The organism is Paenibacillus peoriae, assembly GCF_022531965.1.
Lineage (GTDB): Bacteria > Bacillota > Bacilli > Paenibacillales > Paenibacillaceae > Paenibacillus > Paenibacillus polymyxa_D.
The window spans coordinates 5,252,016-5,270,320 of record NZ_CP092831.1 but is presented as its reverse complement, the minus strand read 5'-3'; the positions used below and the strand labels follow the sequence as shown (position 1 = coordinate 5,270,320).

General features: G+C 43.7%; 11 protein-coding genes. 8 read left to right on the top strand and 3 right to left on the bottom strand.

All coding sequences use genetic code 11. From position 1 onward, the window contains the following. Positions 1-18: 18 nt before the first annotated feature. The 6 genes from MLD56_RS23275 to metK all read left to right on the top strand — a co-directional run bounded on the left by MLD56_RS23275 (position 19) and on the right by metK (position 8,501). The gene (locus tag MLD56_RS23275; protein ID WP_029514603.1) at positions 19-1,365 is read left to right on the top strand and encodes an efflux RND transporter periplasmic adaptor subunit; all 1,347 of its coding nucleotides are present in this window, start codon (positions 19-21) and stop codon (positions 1,363-1,365) included. 539 nt (positions 1,366-1,904) lie between these two features. Then, complete coding sequence (locus MLD56_RS23270; protein ID WP_029514602.1) at positions 1,905-4,268, top strand: copper amine oxidase N-terminal domain-containing protein; 2,364 nt, start codon at positions 1,905-1,907, stop codon at positions 4,266-4,268. 99 nt (positions 4,269-4,367) lie between these two features. After that, positions 4,368-5,906, top strand: coding sequence for a stalk domain-containing protein (locus MLD56_RS23265; RefSeq protein ID WP_029514601.1), 1,539 nt, complete (start codon positions 4,368-4,370; stop codon positions 5,904-5,906). A gap of 45 nt (positions 5,907-5,951) precedes the next feature. Next, entirely contained in the window at positions 5,952-6,530 is a 579-nt protein-coding gene (locus MLD56_RS23260; RefSeq protein WP_029514600.1) for a hypothetical protein, read from the top strand. Positions 6,531-6,673: 143 nt separating this feature from the next. Beyond that, on the top strand, positions 6,674-6,964 hold the full coding sequence (locus MLD56_RS23255; protein WP_029514599.1) for an alpha/beta-type small acid-soluble spore protein: 291 nt from the start codon (positions 6,674-6,676) through the stop codon (positions 6,962-6,964). Positions 6,965-7,298: 334 nt separating this feature from the next. Beyond that, positions 7,299-8,501: a methionine adenosyltransferase gene (gene metK, locus MLD56_RS23250; RefSeq protein ID WP_013312298.1), complete on the top strand. Its 1,203-nt coding sequence runs from the start codon at positions 7,299-7,301 to the stop codon at positions 8,499-8,501. Positions 8,502-8,631: 130 nt separating this feature from the next. Here the strand turns inward: metK and MLD56_RS23245 are convergent, their stop codons facing one another. Genes MLD56_RS23245 through MLD56_RS23235 form a run of 3 tightly spaced genes read right to left on the bottom strand, consistent with a single transcriptional unit; the run spans position 8,632 to position 14,113 of the window. Beyond that, positions 8,632-9,534 carry a TetR/AcrR family transcriptional regulator gene (locus MLD56_RS23245; RefSeq protein ID WP_029514598.1) on the bottom strand — a complete coding sequence of 301 codons (903 nt, stop codon included), beginning with the start codon at positions 9,532-9,534 and terminating at the stop codon, positions 8,632-8,634. Between the two features lie 56 nt (positions 9,535-9,590). Continuing rightward, a complete protein-coding gene (locus MLD56_RS23240) occupies positions 9,591-12,707 on the bottom strand; it encodes an efflux RND transporter permease subunit (RefSeq protein WP_029514597.1) in 3,117 nt (1,038 codons plus the stop codon). Then, the gene (locus MLD56_RS23235; protein ID WP_029514596.1) at positions 12,704-14,113 is read right to left on the bottom strand and encodes an efflux RND transporter periplasmic adaptor subunit; all 1,410 of its coding nucleotides are present in this window, start codon (positions 14,111-14,113) and stop codon (positions 12,704-12,706) included. The genes MLD56_RS23240 and MLD56_RS23235 overlap by 4 nt, the downstream gene beginning before the upstream one ends. A 266-nt stretch (positions 14,114-14,379) precedes the next feature. On the opposite strand from MLD56_RS23235, the gene MLD56_RS23230 reads away from it, so the two are divergent. Then, a complete protein-coding gene (locus tag MLD56_RS23230; RefSeq protein ID WP_029514595.1) occupies positions 14,380-17,097 on the top strand; it encodes a stalk domain-containing protein in 2,718 nt (905 codons plus the stop codon). A 47-nt stretch (positions 17,098-17,144) separates the two neighbouring features. Then, the gene (locus MLD56_RS23225) at positions 17,145-18,305 is read left to right on the top strand and encodes a sensor histidine kinase (RefSeq protein WP_013312293.1); all 1,161 of its coding nucleotides are present in this window, start codon (positions 17,145-17,147) and stop codon (positions 18,303-18,305) included.

The following is an 18,305-nucleotide window of genomic DNA, read 5'->3' as shown; positions in this document are numbered from 1 at the left end:
GTGAGGTGGAGAAACATAATGAATAAAAAAAGTGCTCTGATTGCTACAACTTTGCTTTTATCAGTTGCATTAGCTGGTTGCGGTGGGGGAGAGGCCCCTGCCGCACCGACTACGGCGCAGCAAGCCATTCCAGTTCAAGTAGCAAAAGTGGCTAAAGGTAGTATTAACGATTCAACAGGTATTATTGGAAGCTTTGCTCCCAAAGAGACAGCTCAGGTGTCTCCGAAAATTAGTGGTAAAATTCAAAGTATTAACCTTACAGTGGGCCAAAAAGTAAATAAAGGCGACACATTGTTTACTATAGACCAAAAGGACTTGCAAGACTCGATTAAGCAATCCCAGGAGTCTTACCAGGTTGCCCTGGCCAATTTAAAACAAGCAGAGTCAGGTGCAGCGCAATCGGTACAGCAGGCAGAATCCAGCGTGGATCAAGCCAAAAGTGCGCTTGTCCAGCAAGACAACACTATCACCCAAGCTCAGACCAGTCTGGTCGATGCTCAGAGTTCCGTGCGTGATGCTCAAAATACGCTCAACCGCAACCAACAGTTGTTTAGTGCGGGTGCTCTATCTCAATCTGAGTTAGAGCAGTCTCAAATAGCGCATAGAAGGGCTTTAACTGCAGTGGAGAATGCACAGATCACACTTCACAATGCACAAACGTCCAAGCAAAGTGCGCAAACAACATATAGCAATGCTCAAAAATCATTACGTCTTGCCCAACAGAAAACAGGCATTGACGTAGCTCGTGCTTCTGTCAATCAAGCTAAGTCCAGTTTAGACACAGCACGTAGCCAACTGGTGGATACTGTGGTCAAAGCTCCGATTTCCGGTACGATATCGGTAGTAACAGGAACCCAGGGGCAAATGGTTAGTGCACAATCCGCGGTTGCTACAATAGCAAATACCAATCCTATTATTGCTAAAGTTAACGTTTCTGAATCTGAGCTTCTCAAGATGCAGGTGGGTTCATCTGTGACTGTAGGCGTGGACTCGTTAAATAAGCGAATTGAGGCCAAAGTATCGGCTGTCAATCCGGTAATGGATAATGATCTGAAGGCATACCCTGTTGAGGTATCAGTTCCTAATGGTTCTGGCGAATTAAAATCAGGGATGGTTGTAACTGTATACATGAAATCAGAAGCTCCTAAAAACATTTTGGTATCGCAGGATGCCATTACGGAGCAGGCAGGGAAAAAGTATGCTTATGTAGTGGAAGGAACAGTGGCTAAGCGGGTAGAGGTACAGACAGGCCAGGAAAGTGCCAAACAGGTTGAGGTAACCAAGGGGCTTGCTGAAGGACAAAATGTTGTCGTTAAGGGCGTTAGTCTGCTTACGGATGGCGCGAAGATTAATGTAGTGAAGTAATTTGTCACGGCTATATTTACGTAAATCACTGTTACTCCGTCATTTCTACTACTTAAAGTGTATTAGAGTATTAGATTTCAAGGGAATCTATAGACTTTATGTACTTTATATATTCTATGGATAATTCTTAGCGAATATACTCCATTAAAGACCGATTAGATGTGCGGAAATAACCCTTGTACATTTAAGGTTGAGGAGGTAAAAGTTGTAGGATGACGGAGGAACAGGATCAAGAGTATAATTATGACTGTGGAAAGCGGAATACATAATTCAAAAAAATAAATTTTTTTTTGAAACGGACGCAACTTTTTGAACCCATGCTACGTCTAATTGGGTGAGTATGAAACAAAGGGGTACAAAAGCGTAAAGACAAAATTCGCTAAAAAAAATCTTTACTGCATTGTTATCACATTGTATAATACTGGAGTACGTCATAAATGGACGCTTTCTTTCAACTAGATTCCAAGCTTCTGTGATATTGTCACAGATATCATTTTATAAGGGTTCTCATAAAGCTCGGAAAGGAGGTGTAACGACTGATGAGTGACAAGATCCGACAAAAAGACAAAAATAATATTTCTGGTTATATTCAAGGAGGAGAAAACAAGGTTATGACAAAGTTTAATAAAAAAATGATCAACGTGCTGGCAACAGCAACATTGGTTGCTGGTGTAGCAGCTCCAATCGCAGCATTGACTGCACCAACTGCAATCCATGCGGCTTCTAGCTTCAATGTAATTAGTACTCCTAGTATCAACTCAAACCAACAAGATAATGCTGTTTTGGGTAGATCGAAAATAAGTATTAGCCAAGCTTCTATTGCTGACGGTGCTTCTTTTACTATTACTTTGCCTAAAGGCTTTGAATTTGGTAAATCTGGAGATCTTCAGGTTGGCCGTGCTACTTCTGCTACTGACGCTACTTATGGTTTGGGCATATATCTTGATCCACAAGATAACTCACTCGATAAGAATGTCGCAGCTACTGGCTATAATGAAGCTACTGCACTGAAAGTTGAAAAATTGACTAATAACTCTGCAAAAGTAACGCTGGGCTTTGATAACTCCAAAGATAGCGCTGATGTATATTTGAACTTTGCTAACATCAATGTAAGTGGACCTAGCAATGGACCTGTAAAAGCTACAATTGATGCTTCTTCCCTGAGTGGTATTACTAGCGGTGAAGTTACAATTGCAAACGTAGTATCTTCCGGTCAAGTATCTTTGTCTGCTTTGGATACCGTTTCTAACACAGACAATTTCACTGCAACGTTGAAAGTGAAAGAACAAACAGCTGGTGCTTTGGCTAACAATAATAACATCAAACTGAAATTGCCTAGCGGTTTTAAATGGAACGCTCCAAAAAGTGCTAGCATTCTCTTTGGTGATATCGCATCTGGTGATGTAGTTTCTAATGTCGATGGTGACACTCTGACTGTGTCTTTGAAAAAAGAAAGTAGTAAAGAAACAACATTTAACCTGCCTTTGAGCTTCTACGTTGACGATGAAACTAACGCTAAAGAAGGTGATGTTACTGTTAGTATCTCCGGTAACACAACTACTGACGTTAGCTCCCTTGTAGTTGGTAACTATGGTCAAATCGGTGGCGGTGTTTCCGTTGCTTCTCCAACAACAATTCTTGCTGGCCATGACGAGCAAAAAATTGGTGATATCGTAATTAAAGAAAAAGTTGCTGGTTCTTTTGTTAACAACCGCACTGTAACATTGCGTTTGCCTGAAGGTGCTCGTTGGCAGTCTACTTTCGAAAGTAACTCTCCAGGTAGCAACTTTTCCGGATCTTTCGAAAACACTAACGGTTTGGGTGGAGCAGAGGTATCTTACACAGATTCCGACAAACGTACTTTGAGATTGACTTTCAAAAACGTTAATAGCTCTAAAGATCCAGGTACTTTGAAACTCAAAAACGTTGAAGTTGCAACGCAACCAGGTTTCTCCGGCGATCTGAACGTTGATGTTGCTGGTAGCCAAGGTCTGAGCGGTACTGTTAAGGTTGCTACTGTGAAACAAGCAGTTACTCTGGCTGCTGCTTCTAAACCAACCCTGACAATCGGTCTGGGCGATCAACAAGTTGGCGATATCACAATCACTGAAGCTGCTAAAGAAGCTTTCGTTAAGAAAGACGGTAGCCGTGAAGTAATCTTGGAATTGCCAACAGGCGTACGTTTTGCTTCTACTCCAGAAGTAAAAGTTACAGCTGGTGACGTTAAAGTGAAGAGCGTATCTACTGATACTTACGGCGAAAGCAACAAAGGCCGTCTGAGCTTCTACATCGACAGCGAATCTGCTACTCCAAGTACAATCACAATCTCGGCTCCTAAGCTGACTGTTGACCGTACTGTAGCTCAAGGCGACATCGTTGCTAAGCTGAAAGGTAGCGCAGTTTCTTACACTGCATACAAAGGCGCAACTGACAACACCCAAAACTGGAAAGACAACAACACTGCAGCTGCTGAAGTAGCAATCGCAACTGTTGGAACTCCAGCTCCAGGTGCCACTAAAACTAAAGCTGTCTTCACACTGGGAAGCACTTCCTACACTGTGAACGGCGAAAGTAAAACTTCTGATGTAGCTGCTTATGCTGAAAACGGACGCACTTACTTGCCAGTACGTTATGCAGCTGAAGCTTTGGGTGTATCCCCACAAAACATCCTGTTTGACAAAGCAACTTCCACAGTTACCCTGATTAAAGGTGACCGCGTTGCTCAAATCAAACTGAACACAAACCTGTTGACTATTAACGGTTCTGTGGTTCGTATGGACGTTAAAGCTGTAACTAACAAAAACCGTACTGTACTGCCTATCTTCTGGGTGAGCAGAGCGTTGGATGCATCCATTAACTACGATGCAACTGCTAAAACAGTAACTGTTGAAAACAACAACTAATTTAAGAGCAACTCTTTTGAGTTAACTGAATTAGATGAGAAGAGGGTTCCTTTTGGAGCCCTTTTCTTTTATTAGTCTTATTGACAAAGGAGAGAAATTATGAAACGTTTTGGAGTGGCAGTACTGTCCACATTGGTTCTTTCTTCTGCGTTCGCCAGTCTTGCAGGAGCTCAACCAGGTGATATAAAGGTTATTATTAACGGTGTAACTCAGCAATATACCCAGTCCCCGGTTGTTAGTCAAAATACAACCTTGGTGCCTCTGCGTGGAGTCTTCGAAAGCTTGGGTGCTAAAGTCGATTGGAACAGCAAAGCTAAAAAAGTGACAGCATCTAAAAATGACGATACGTTAACTTTAAATGTTGGTTCTAAGCTTGCTTATAAAAATAGTAATCCTGTACAACTCGATGCAGCAACTCAAATTCAAAAGGGTCAAGTACTCGTTCCTTTACGTTTTGTGAGCCAATCATTAGGCGCCAAAGTAAATTGGGATCAGGCTACACGAACAGTGACTATTTCCAATCAAGCTAATGGTAGTACTACTGACGAACAAACCAATAGTTTGTCCAGTAAGCCTCTAGCAACTCCTGTGACCCAAGTTACTTATGATACCTACTATAATGATTCTTTGACCTATAATGATGCAGTTAAATTGGCTGTAGCTGATAGTACTTCAGTAAAAACAGCGGCAACGAATATCGATCAGGCTGGAAAAATCATGAAGGAAGCAGGCAAGAATATTGACTTTGTTCCAGCCGAAGCTGGTGATGAAGGTCAAGATAAAGCTTTCAAAGGTTATGCTCAAACGAACCTTAACTATGAGGCTGCTAAAAAGAACTTGGATATGACCAAAGAAGGTATTGAGTACAATGTGAAGGATCTTTATAATAAGCTTCTTCAAAAGCAAAATGCCGTTAAGCTGGCTGCTTTGAATATTGAAGATGCAGAGCGCAAGCTGAAAGTTGCACAAATTAAAAGAGATAATCAAATGTCGAGTGATTATGAGGTTACGCAAGCAACTAATCAGTTGACTCAAAATCAAGCTGCTTTAGAGAAGGCAAAAAAAGATTTAGATAGTGCATATGTATCTTTGAACCAAGTGATTGGTTACAAACCAGAGCAACGTTATGAATTAAAGGATAAACCTGTATATTCTGAGTTTAAAGATAATGTAGAGACAAAAGTAAGCCAAGTACTTACTAGCAGTACTGCTATTTGGTTGAGTGAGCAAAAAGTGGATTTGGCTGAATTGAGCTTGAAGCTTTACAACTTCAATACTCCAGGAAATACCCCTTATGAAGCTGAACAACTTAATGTTGAAAAAGCTCAATATGCTACAGAAGGCACAAAGAGACAACTCGAAGAAGCTGTAAGAACAATTTATAACAATATCAAAGCATTGGAAAGTCAATATTCACAGATTCAAGCTGGCTTAGTGAGTGCTAGAAGTGCGGCTGATATGGCTAAGAAGCAATTTGATGTTGGGTTGGCTACAGAGCTTCAGGTTTATGATGCTAATTTGAAAGTGACTACTGCTGAGCAACAGGCGGAAGATATAGTTTCAAGTATTGATACTTTGAAGCTGGCTTTCAATAAGCCTTGGGCTATGCAAGGTTCCGCTGGAGCAAGCGCGCAATAATTAAAACTTAACTATACTTGCTATAACCTGCTGTAGGAGGACTTCATGAAATCACGCTATAAAGTATCGTTGGCTGCAGCTTTACTTGGGGGAGGAATTGTAGCAGGCTCCTTAATGAACAATTCAGTTAATGGAGCCTCCAGTTCTGGACAACCTGGTACAGCTGATGATCCAGTCGTAACCAAAAGCTATGTTGACCAAAAAATTGCCCAGGCAATCAAAGGTGGAGTGCCCGCAAGTAACACGAGTAGTAAAACCACTAGTTCGACTACTCCAGCGACAAACGCTACCTCTAACACAACGGCGTCAGGAACTTCTAGTGCAGGAAAAACTTCCACACCAGAGCAGACAGAGGTTTTAAAGGTTGTTGATGTAAAGCCTGGTCAAAAACTGATTGCCAAAGCAGGCTCGGAATTTATTTTACGTAATGGTTATGCTGTTGTGTATAGTATGGATGCCAGTGGGGCTATTGATATTACTTCTGGAACGGAAATTGTTCATAATCAGGCTGTCGAAAAAAATCATTTATTATCGTTTCCTAGAGAAGGAAGAGGTATTCAAGTAAAAGAAGGTCAGAAGTTTGGTCTGGTCGTTATGGTACGAGGCGGTTATACTGTTCAGTAAACTGTTTTGTATTTAAGCTGCTTTCGGCGGCTCTTTTTCTTAAATACTGTTTGGGATAGCAAATTGTTCTTGGCTAAGTTGAACCTAATCGCTGCACACTAACCCCATGAAAGACAATACATTTAGTGGAGGGTGTATACGAGATGGCGTCAAGAGGTCAAAGACGATTAATTCCCGAAAGTCGTGCCAGGTTAGATGATTTGAAGTATGAAATCGCTGCTGAGTTTGGGCTACCTGTTTATAATCCCCAATATACACATATACAACCTAAGGCTGACAGTGAATTTGCTGCAGAATTGGGGGAGTTTGCGGGGGGCGGGAATGTAGCATGGCGTGATTTAACTTCAAGACAGAACGGTTCGGTTGGTGGTGAAATTACTAAGCGACTGATACAATCTGCTGAACGTAGCTTATCTGAATATGGTACATTGTAAGTTGCAATAATTTCTACAGTTTTTGAACATATAGTAGCGTAAAATCTGGGGTAATTTACATGTAAATCAAAAATGGTTTGCATGTAGACTTACCCTAATTTCGAATGTTGTCATTGGGTGACACGAATTGACACCTTGTTTTAAATAGGATATCATGGCATTTGAGGCTTGTACGCAACCTTTTCCTACCGGAGAAGGTTCATTTTTTATTAATCAGGTGTAACAAGATACCTCCCGCCATTTGATGGCTTGAAGGTATCTGAATAATGCCATTACCATGTCAGGATTTTTTTATTAAATCCTCATGTATTTTAATTGTGGGAGGTTGAAATTCATGTCTGTAAAAGGCCGTCATTTGTTCACGTCCGAGTCTGTAACAGAAGGCCATCCGGATAAAATCTGTGATCAGATATCCGATGCTGTATTGGATGCCTTTCTGGCTAATGACCCTAATGCACGGGTAGCATGTGAAGTATCGGTAGCTACTGGTCTCGTTCTCGTTATTGGTGAAATCAGTTCCAAATCGGAGTACGTGGATATTCCATCCATTGTACGTAATACGATTAAGGAAATTGGCTATACACGTGCGAAATACGGTTTCGACTATAATACTTGCGCTGTATTGACTTCTTTGAATGAACAGTCGCCGGACATCGCTCAAGGGGTTAATGCTGCCTTGGAAAGCCGTGATCCTGCTGAAGTAGATAAAGAAACGGAAAACATTGGGGCTGGAGATCAAGGATTGATGTTTGGTTTTGCTACGAACGAGACACCGGAGTTGATGCCTTTACCTATCGCTATGTCTCACCGTATTGCACGACGCTTGTCTGAAGTGCGTAAGGATGGAACACTGAATTACCTTCGTCCAGACGGTAAAACCCAAGTAACGGTAGAGTATGAAAATGGTAAACCTGTTCGTATTGATGCTATTGTAGTTTCTACGCAGCATGCGGAGGATACTACTTTGGAGCAAATTCAAGCAGACATCAAAGAAAAGGTTATTTTGCCAGTTGTTCCTGCCGAATTATTGGATGAGCAAACCAAGTATTACATTAATCCGACAGGACGCTTTGTTATCGGTGGTCCTCAAGGAGATGCAGGTCTGACAGGCCGTAAAATTATTGTGGATACGTATGGTGGTTATGCACGTCACGGCGGGGGAGCATTCTCCGGTAAAGATCCGACCAAAGTGGACCGTTCCGCTGCTTATGCTGCTCGTTATGTAGCGAAAAACCTCGTAGCAGCTGGATTGGCAGACAAAGTGGAAATTCAGCTTGCTTATGCCATCGGTGTAGCTACGCCTGTTTCGATTAACGTCGATACATACGGTACGGGTAAAGTGAGTGATGAGAAGCTGGTTGAATTGATCCGAAATAACTTTGATCTGCGCCCAACAGGTATTATTCGCATGTTGGATCTGCGTCGTCCAATTTATAAGCAAACTGCTGCCTACGGTCACTTTGGACGTACAGATTTGGATGTACCATGGGAGAGCGTAGATAAAGCTGAAATTCTAAAAGAACAAGCGGGGCTGTAATTCCTCGTATGTTATCAAAATAAAAGCAATAACCCAAAAAGACTGTTTCATGCTTTGCATGAACAGTCTTTTTTTTGATGTGTTTCGCTGTTAAGTACGAATTTGTTCTGATGTACCGAATGCTGAGTGACTACTCGGATATCGGAGCATGGTCCAATAAATTTTTAAGTAAACGACAAACCTTTTGCAGTTCCTTGTACTGCTCCAAATACGCAAAAAGGGCTTTCAGGAGGCCTTTCTGAGGGTTCGATTTCAGAGCCTCTTCCTTTAAATGAGCGTAGATTTGCTGACACTCCTGTTTCTCCTCTGAACTCCAAGAAGACAGCAGTATACTGTCTTCCAAAGAGTGGAGAAGGCTGTTAATTTGACGGCCTTGATCAAAAGGATTACTTAGAGCACTTTCGGGTAACCAGCCTTGCTTGCTCCAGAACAAATGTGGAGCTGAATCAGCATTGTTCAGGCTGGTTGCCAAGGAACTGGATAAGAAGATAATAAACTGTGTTAGATGTTCAATCGTTTCATCATTCATGCGATCGGCAAAGAAGCGAATATATTCAAACACAATGCTTTTAAGTACAAAGGTCACGTCCCATGCATGATCTTCAATGCTCGGTCCAAAAATATCAATCAGGCAGTCGCGAACCCATCTGTACAATTTGTATTCATGATTCTCGAATGCGTAATTAAGTTGTTCATTCTGGAAAATAAGCATGGAAGGCTCAGGAAGATCCATCATGAGATACACTTTGTTTTCAACGAGATTTTTCAAGTAAAGTACAATAAAACCGTGCAGTTTATCGTGCTTAGAAAGATCAGGTTTACTGTAGAGAGCCCGGATGTCTTGTTCAATGTTATTTTCCAGAATGATACACATTTCTAGAGGGAGTTCTTCTTTTCCCTGAAAATATTTATAGAAGGATGCCTTCGCCATCCCACTTTCTTTGGCGATTTCTTCAACAGATGTTGAATAATAGCCTTTTCTGGAGAACAGCCGAATGGCGGCCTGTAAAATATCATTTTTTTTACTTTCCATACATACTTCCCCCTAGGGACCGACTAACTCGACAGCATGCGAACTCACTTCATACATCATAAAGATTGATCAGGTGTGATAACTGTGTGCTGCTGTTTTTTGAGTTGACGGCGCATCTTGTATTTGGCCATGATCATATACAAGGACGGCACGACAAACAAGGTTAACAAGGTCGAGAATAACAAACCGAAAATGACGGTAAACGCCAGTGGCTTAAAGAGCAGGCTTCCCAATAGTGCCAACGGAATCATACCTACAATGGCGGCCAAGGATGTCAATAAAATTGGTCTGAAGCGAGCGGCGGCCGCCTGTATTACGGCTTCCTTCAATTCCATTCCTTCATGTCGTGCATCCTCGATAAATTCAATTAACACAATCCCATTCCGCACAACAATGCCCGCGAGTGCAATGATTCCCATGATGCTCATAAAACCGATAGGCATATCGGTTAAGAAAATACCAATAATCCCGCCGGCTGCTGCCAGGTACACGGTCGTCATAATAATAATAGGAATGGAGAGAGAATAAAATTGCATAGTAATCAAGAGTAAAATGAGCAAGACTACAACGATAGCCAGCTGTCCTAAGTCCTTGAATATGGTCGATTGGTCAGAGGTTTCCCCACCAACCTCCCATTTGTAGCCTTCTGGGAACTTCATTTGCGCCAGCTTACTTTCAACATCAACCATCGCTTCGCTTGCAGTTCGTCCGTTCAAATCGGCTTCCACCGTAATCGTCCGCTCCATATTGTAATGCTTGATTTGCTGAATAGCAAATGACGGCTTAATCTGGACAAGCTGGTTTAATGGAATTTGCTTACCAGCTGCATTAACTACACTTAATTGTTGGAAAAGCTTACTTGGCTCCTCGTCGCTGTGATTCAAATACATTTTAATATCTACCAGACTGTTTCCAGTATCAAATTGACTGACTTGGGCTCCTTCTTTTAATAGAAGCAGGGTGCGAGTCAAATCTGTGTAACTTACCAGGTATTGATCCATCGCTTGTTTGTTGACCTCAAGCTCCAGTGCATATCGTTCAATTCCTATATCATCCACGATGCCTGTTGTGCCCTCTACTGTCGCGATCTGCTCCTTTGCCTTTTGGGCAAGAGTTTGCAGTTCATTCAGATCCTGACCTGAGATACGAATAGAAACGGGCTTACCCACTGGAATCCCGAGACGAGGAACATACATCGTAACTGTAACTCCAGGGTAGGATTTCTTAACATGTTGTTCCCAAGCATCAACTGTCGTATTGAGATCGAATACGTTTTCTTTGCCGACGACAGCAATCTGCCCCACCGTTTCGTTATAACTAATATTTCCACCCGAACTATTAATGTCACTAAACAGTTGTGGGGCAGTCCCTCCAGTGCTGTAGACGACCTTGGAAGTTTCAGGTTGCTTTTTCACCCAGCCTGCAAGGTCTTTAACGACCTGGTCCGTTTCCGCAATTGAAGTGCCTACAGGCATTTTTACATTTAGTGCAACATGAGGATCTTCCGACTCAGGAAAAAGTTCAACTGAGGTAAAGGGAACTAATCCATAGGCGGCTGTTCCAAGCATGAGTCCGACCATGGCTGTCAACAAGGGACGCTGAATGACCTTAGGCATCAGTTTTTGTGAATAGAGCTTGTTTAAAGAATGAATCTGCTGGCCGAGCAAGCCTGCTGGTTTAGATTTACCCTGAGGGTGACGAGCCTGTCTGCGCTTCTCATACCATTCTCGAAAAATAGGGATGATGGTGAGCGACATGATCATAGAGGCAAGCATGGTCAGGGAGACAATAGCAGGAATAGGTTTAATAAAGGCACCTACATTTCCAGGAAGAAACAACAATGGCGCGAAAGCTGAGATGGTAGCCAGAGTTGCAACCAAAATAGAAAGCATGACCTCTTTGGTACCTTTTACAGCTGCGACTGAGGGCGATTCTCCTAATTCCGTAAGTCTACGCTCAATATTATCATTTACAACTACGGCATCATCCACGAGTATGCCGAGTACGATGATCAGACCGACAACGGAAATCTGATTTAGAGTGATGCCGAACATAGGCAAAAAGATAATGGCAATCGAAACCGAAATAGGAATGGCCAGTGCAACAAATGCAGAGGTGAGCAAATTCAGCCCCAACATACAAACGAGAATAACGGCCACAATCGCAAGAATCGTTTCACGCTTTAAGTCGTCAAAGATATGGCTTACCTGATCCTTTTGTGCAAAAAGAGTTTGAAAGTGAACACCTGCGGGGAGTGTTTTTTCCAGTTCTTTGAGCTTGGTATTGACCTTTTCGCTCATAGAAGGGATGTCTGTGCCTGTTTCTGCTCCAATACTTAACGTAATGGCCGGTTTACCCTCTACATAGGCAAAGTATTCTGTATTAGGATGGGCCAGCTCCGTTATGCCGATATCTCTCAAATAAACAGGATTACCCTCTTTGGTGCGTGTCAAAAGGACCTGATTCAATTCATCAGCTTTTTCGGTCTCGCGAACAATAAGTTGATAGGTACGTCCGTTGTATTCAATATTACCAGTAGGGACCCGATCAATTTGAGCCTGAATCGCTTGAGCCACTTGTCCCCACGAAAGCTGGTATTGCTGAAGTTTCTGATTGTCAATATGGACACGTACTTCTTGATCAGGGAGACCATTGAATTTGACGCTAGATACGCCAGAAATGGTATTGAGCTGATCTTTCCAAGTCGTTGTTAAATCATTTAGTTTATACAGCGGTGTGGAAGAGTCAGCCGTCAGGGCATAGGAGCCGATAAAAGAGCTGGTTAGTTTGTCATTTACAACAGGTACTTCAACGCCTTGAGGAAGATCAGCTTGTGCATCTTGCACTTTTTTACGCATATCATCCCAAACCGTTTGAGGATCAACTCCGTTTTTGGATTCGATTAAAATAGAGGAGAATCCGTTACCAGAAGTCGAACTAATCGTTTTAACACCTTCAACTTCCTTAATGCGTTTCTCCAGCTCTTTAGTTACGGTTTCTTCTACTTTTTGTGGTGAAGCACCAGGGTAGACTGTTGTTACCATAGCATTCTGTATGGTGACATCCGGCATTTCCTGCTGTGGTAACTGGAAAAAGCCGAAGATTCCGACCAAAATCAGCATGACAAAAAACAGCAATGTAATTTTTCGTTTTTTTACGATGTACTCAATCATGGGCGTCCGCCTTCCTCCGACTGAATCGCATTTCCATCAAACAGGTTTTCTGCCCCTTTAACGATAATACGTTCGCCTTCACGAAGTCCCGATACGATTTGCAACTGATTATCTACAACCTGATTACCAAGCTCCACAGGGGTTTTAACAGCTTTTCCTTGAATGTCTTTGAAAATAAAAGGCTTGCTTCCCGTGTTAATGACTGCTTCGGCAGGAACGAGAATCCCATTCTTGTCGGTCACCTGTTGAGCAGCTTTAATGACCTGACCGGGTAACCAGTCTCGCTGTGGATTGTTTATAACAATCTCTACGTTAACCCTTCCTGTGTCGGTGCTAGTTGAAGGATAGACGTTAGACACCGTACCTTGACGGGTCTCTTCATAGAGCGCCACTTCTACTTGTTGACCCTTTTTCCAATCCTTAATTTCACTGTCTGGTACAGGAAGTAGTACTTTGAGGCGGTCGATGGTGCCTATGCGATAGACGGCTTGCCCTGACGCGACCAAATCACCTGTATTCACGATTTTTTCTAAGATTACACCGTTCACAGGAGAGATTAGACGTGTGCGTGAAAGTGCAAGTTCTGCCTGCCCCTTGGCAACAAGGGCTTTTTCGTAGTTGGCATGGGCTTGTTTTTGGGAAGCCACAGCCTGTTCACTGGCCGCTAGGGCTTTGCTTTTACCTGCAAGCGCATCTTGAAAGGAAGCTTGGGCGGATTGATGATCTTCGGCTGTGGCCCCTTCCAGCAAAAGGGACAGGGATTCCTTGGCTTGTTCCAAGTCTTTCAGGGCTGCGGTAGCATTCAGGTGAGCATTTTCATTATCTGATGCGGTAGCAGCGCCTGCCTCAAACAGCTTCTGTGTGCGCTCGCTATCCGTCTTGGCCTTGTTATAAGCGCTTTGTGCCTTATCTACAGTAGCTTGCGCTTGTTGTTTCTCTTGAGCACGTGCGCCTTTATTGACCTTGTTAACATTCGCGCGAGCTCCTGTAATGCCGGCATCGGCGGATTGAATCGCGGAGGTAGCAGCCTGTAAATTAGCCTGTGCGTTATCTATACCGGCCAAGGCCTCTTGAATAGAGGCTGTCGCCTGTGCAACCTGCAGTCTATAGTCAGCGTCATCTAGACGGGCAATGGTTGTACCTTTCTGTACAGCCGTCCCGGTAGTGATTTCTGCGCTAGCGACGATACCTCCGTTCTGAAAAGCCAGTGTACGTTCTTCATAGGCTTGAAGAGTGCCTGACAAGTTATAGGCAGTATGAAGTGGCGTTGATTTGACGATTGCGGTCCGCACAACGGTTGGCTGTACAGATGAACCTAGAGCGGCATCTTTTTTTTCTGTAGAACATCCGGTCATTGCGATGCACAGGGATAAAGTAGATATGATGATGGCCCGTTGTTTATTCATGATTATCAATCCTTCCGATAGGGTCATAATTAGAGAAGTGAACTAATCAGTATTATTTGAACTAACAAGTTCGAATGTATTATAGTGCGCCGATATTGCATTCGTCAATTCATCGTTTTAGATTTTATGAATTAGTTGACGGGATTTTCGTAACTTTTGCCTATATAATAAGTCTATTAACATAAGAGGATTTTTTTGTTTATTGGTAGAGTACATGCGCGGAACAAAACCGTTTAAATACATTGAAGATGGGAGCTATTATCCAAATGTTTTTAAGTAATAAGAGACAGAGTGAAGTGAAAGTAAATGGCAGAGGAATCGCTAAAAGATGGGCCGTGTTAACACTGGCAGGTGTATTATGGGTCGGTCCGGTTGCTGGAACTGGGGCTCTAATTCCCTTAAATGGTTGGATGTCTGCTCCAATCGCAAGTGCAGCCTCTGGTTCGACTGTAAAATTGGGCGAAGAGATCATTACTTCGGGTGCAACATTATTGAAATATCGTTTTAAAGGCTCCAAAGGAACAGCGCTGGCTGATATCATTCGAGTGGACTTGCAAAATCCGTACGTTAAGCTGGATGTCATGACGGGGAAGAATGGACAGTTTACGACCCGGCAGAGCACAGGCGGCATGGCAAAAGAGACTGGAGCGGTTGCTGGTGTAAACGGGGATTATTTTAATACCTCAAGCGAGGGAGCTCCGATCGGTGGACAAGTATCCAAGGGTGTGTTGATGTCTACTCCATCTGATTTAACGGGCATGTATGCCTTTGCTGTAACCAGAGATGGTTCTCCGATGGTGGAGCAGTTTACTTTTGAAGGAACAGTAAAAGCTGGAGACGGGTCGTCTTTCTCTTTGGCGGGGATGAACAAGGCTTCGTATTCGCCTGAGACGAGCGGGGGCAGTTATAGTCACTCTAATGCTATGTATATTTATACATCTGCTTGGAAAGCAATTGAGCGGCCCAAAAACAGTTCGACAACGCCTACCGAGGTATTGGTACAAAATGGTGTGGTTACGCAAGTCTCCGACAATGCTACATTGAATATGACCGTTCCGCAGGATGGCTATATTTTACGTACTCACGGTAAAGCGGCTGATTATGCCAAAGCGCATCTGACCGTGGGACAGACGGTAGAAACAAGCTATCGCCTTCGTGTTAAATCGACAGGGAGTGAAGTAGATCCTTCCAACCTTCAGATGATGATTGGTGGACATACCATATTAGTAAATGACGGTCAGAAAACCTCTTTTTCCCGGAGCACAACAAGCATAGGCGGGACGCGTGCGCGTACAGCTTTGGGATATTCCCGTGACAAGCGTTACGCTTATGTCATTGCCGTTGAGAAGAATGGGAACAGCGTTGGTGTATCCCTGAGCGAGCTGCAAACGCTGATGAAAGATATTGGCGTTTGGAAGGGTATGAACCTCGATGGGGGCGGTTCTACGACCATGGTGACTCGTGATTTGGGGGATACGACAGCGGGACTTACATTCAATACGGAATATGGTACAGAGCAACGTAGTATCGTAAATGGAGTGGGGGTATATACCAATGCTCCTAAAGGAACGCTCAAAGGTTTCACCATCAAGGGCAATAAAACGCTGCTGATTGGTCAGACCGGAAGCTATTCCTTCAAAGGCTATGACAACTACTACAATCCCTTCGATACCTCAAAAGTACAAGTGACGTGGAAGTCCAGCAACCCGGCTGTTGTGTCAGTGAGCGGCGGCGTTGTGAAGGGGGCCCAACCGGGAACGGCTACTTTAACGGCATCCAGTGGCTCAGCCAGCGCTACAACTAAGGTCACCGTGCTTGGAGCAGATGAAATTTCATCACTCACCACAGGAAGTGGAACTGGCTCGCTTACCGCTGGAGCTAAAATCGCTGTACCGGTAACGGCAAAGACAAAAGATGGACAGAGTGTCAGCATTACCTCAGATGCGCTCAAATGGGAGTTCATTGGCTTTAAGGGAAGCGTTAAGGACAATCAACTTACAGTAAATACGGTGGATGCAGGCGTGAAAACGGGCTATGCCATCGGTCGCTATGATGGTTTCAGCGCTGTCGTCTTCTTGTCTGCTGGCGGAGCAAGTACAAACAATTGGGAGAACTTCGAAAATGTTTCGTATCCGGTTGATTTTACTTCGAATGTGGAAGGTGTTACCGGCACAGTGGCTGTTGTACAAGGAGATGGTGACCATGCCAATTCCAAAGTGCTGGAACTGAACTACGATATGACGAACGGCAGTGGTAAAATGTATGCTTACGCCCAATTGAACGGCACGTCCGGGAAAACGCTTGAACAGGCGGCTACTTCCATCTCAATTGATGTCAGAGGGGATAAGAGTCTGAACTGGCTGCGTGCGGAGCTAGAGGATGCCCAAGGCAAAACAGCATATATTGATCTCGCTAAAGTGATCGACTGGAACGGTTGGAAAACCATTAATGCAGATATGAGCGGTTTGAATATTTCGTATCCAGCGAAGCTGAAACGTCTTTATGTGGTCAATGTGGCGGAAGGTCAGGACGAGCGTGCTAAAACAGGCAATGTTGCTTTTGATAATATTTCTTTTAATACACCGGGAACGGTCGGCACAGAAGGACTTAAAAAGGGAACAGCTCAAATGACGATCGGACAAAAATCAATGACAGTAAACGGAACACCTACAACAATTGATGCAGCTCCGATGACTCGCGATGGTTCAACGTATGTTCCGATTAAGTATGTGCTGGACGCATTTGGCGGACAAGCCAAATGGAATGCGGGCGATCAACGGATCACCGTTATGCGCGGTGGTGTGCTGATGGATTTGACCGTAGGGAAAAAAGAAGTTGTTCTGAACGGGAAGCGTCAAAGTACTGATGTTGCACCCGTTGTGCTAGGGGGTAGGACTTTAGTCCCGTTGAGACTCGTGTCTGAGCAGTTAGGAATGACTGTAAAATGGGAACAAGAAACGAAGACCATCACCCTTCAATCATGATATGGTATGATATATACTTGAAATGCTAGGATTGGAGTAGAACATTTGTGGACTTTCAAGCCGATATCATAGACCGAGTCATTAAAAATGCCATCCAGGTGATGGAGAACAGCAAATATCAGATGTTCGAAATATTGGACACGGCCCGGACCGAGCTGGTCACGTTAAATCAGGAGCTCCAGAGCGTCTTGAAGGAAACAGCAGAAACGATCGAAAAGGTGGACCAGCTGGAAATGAACTATCGGCGGTCCCGCATTCGGTTGACTGAGGTCAGCCGTGACTTCGTTCGCTATTCGGAAGAGGATATCAAGCAGGCTTATGAGAAGGCAACACAGCTTCAACTCGATGTGATGATTTTCCGCGAGAAGGAAATGTATCTCAAAGCCAGAAGAGATGATCTTCAAAAGCGGGCCAAAAGTGTCGAGGCTTCTGTCGAGCGCGCCGAAACCATCGGTTCGCAGATGGGGGTCGTGCTGGAATATTTGTCGGGCGAATTGGGACAAGTGACGCGGATCATCGAATCGGCCAAAAATCGGCAGTTTATTGGTCTGAAAATTATTTTGGCTCAGGAAGAGGAGCGCAAACGTATATCCCGTGAAATTCACGATGGACCTGCGCAACTCCTTGCGCATCTAGTGCTTAGGACGGAAATTGTGGAAAGAATGATCGCCAAGCAGGAATTCAAGATGGTTCAGGACGAAATAGTAGACTTGAAGAAACAGGTTCGCTCCAGTCTTGAGGAAATGCGAAAGGTCATTTTCAATTTGCGTCCTATGGCCCTGGATGACCTGGGACTTATTCCGACGCTCCGGAAATATGTGCAGGATTTTGAAGAAAAAACGAAGATTAGATCGCTTTTTGAAACAAGGGGCAAGGAACACCGTCTCTCTTCCGCGATGGAAGCAGCCATTTACCGTCTGATCCAGGAAGCTTTGACCAACGCTGCCAAGCATGCTTATCCTACCTATGTGCTTGTTGAGATTACCTATCAGGCGCAGCTTGTAAAAATCGTGGTGCAGGATAATGGTTTGGGCTTCAAGCCAGAGCTTTTTCAGCAAAAAAGCAAAGATCATGGGCATTTTGGTCTGATTGGTATGCGGGAAAGGGTTGAACTGCTCGAGGGGAGAATGGAGATCGAATCAGCTGAGAATCAAGGCACCAAGATAGTGATTCATATCCCAACCAACGTGGAAAAGGGAAAGGAGTAA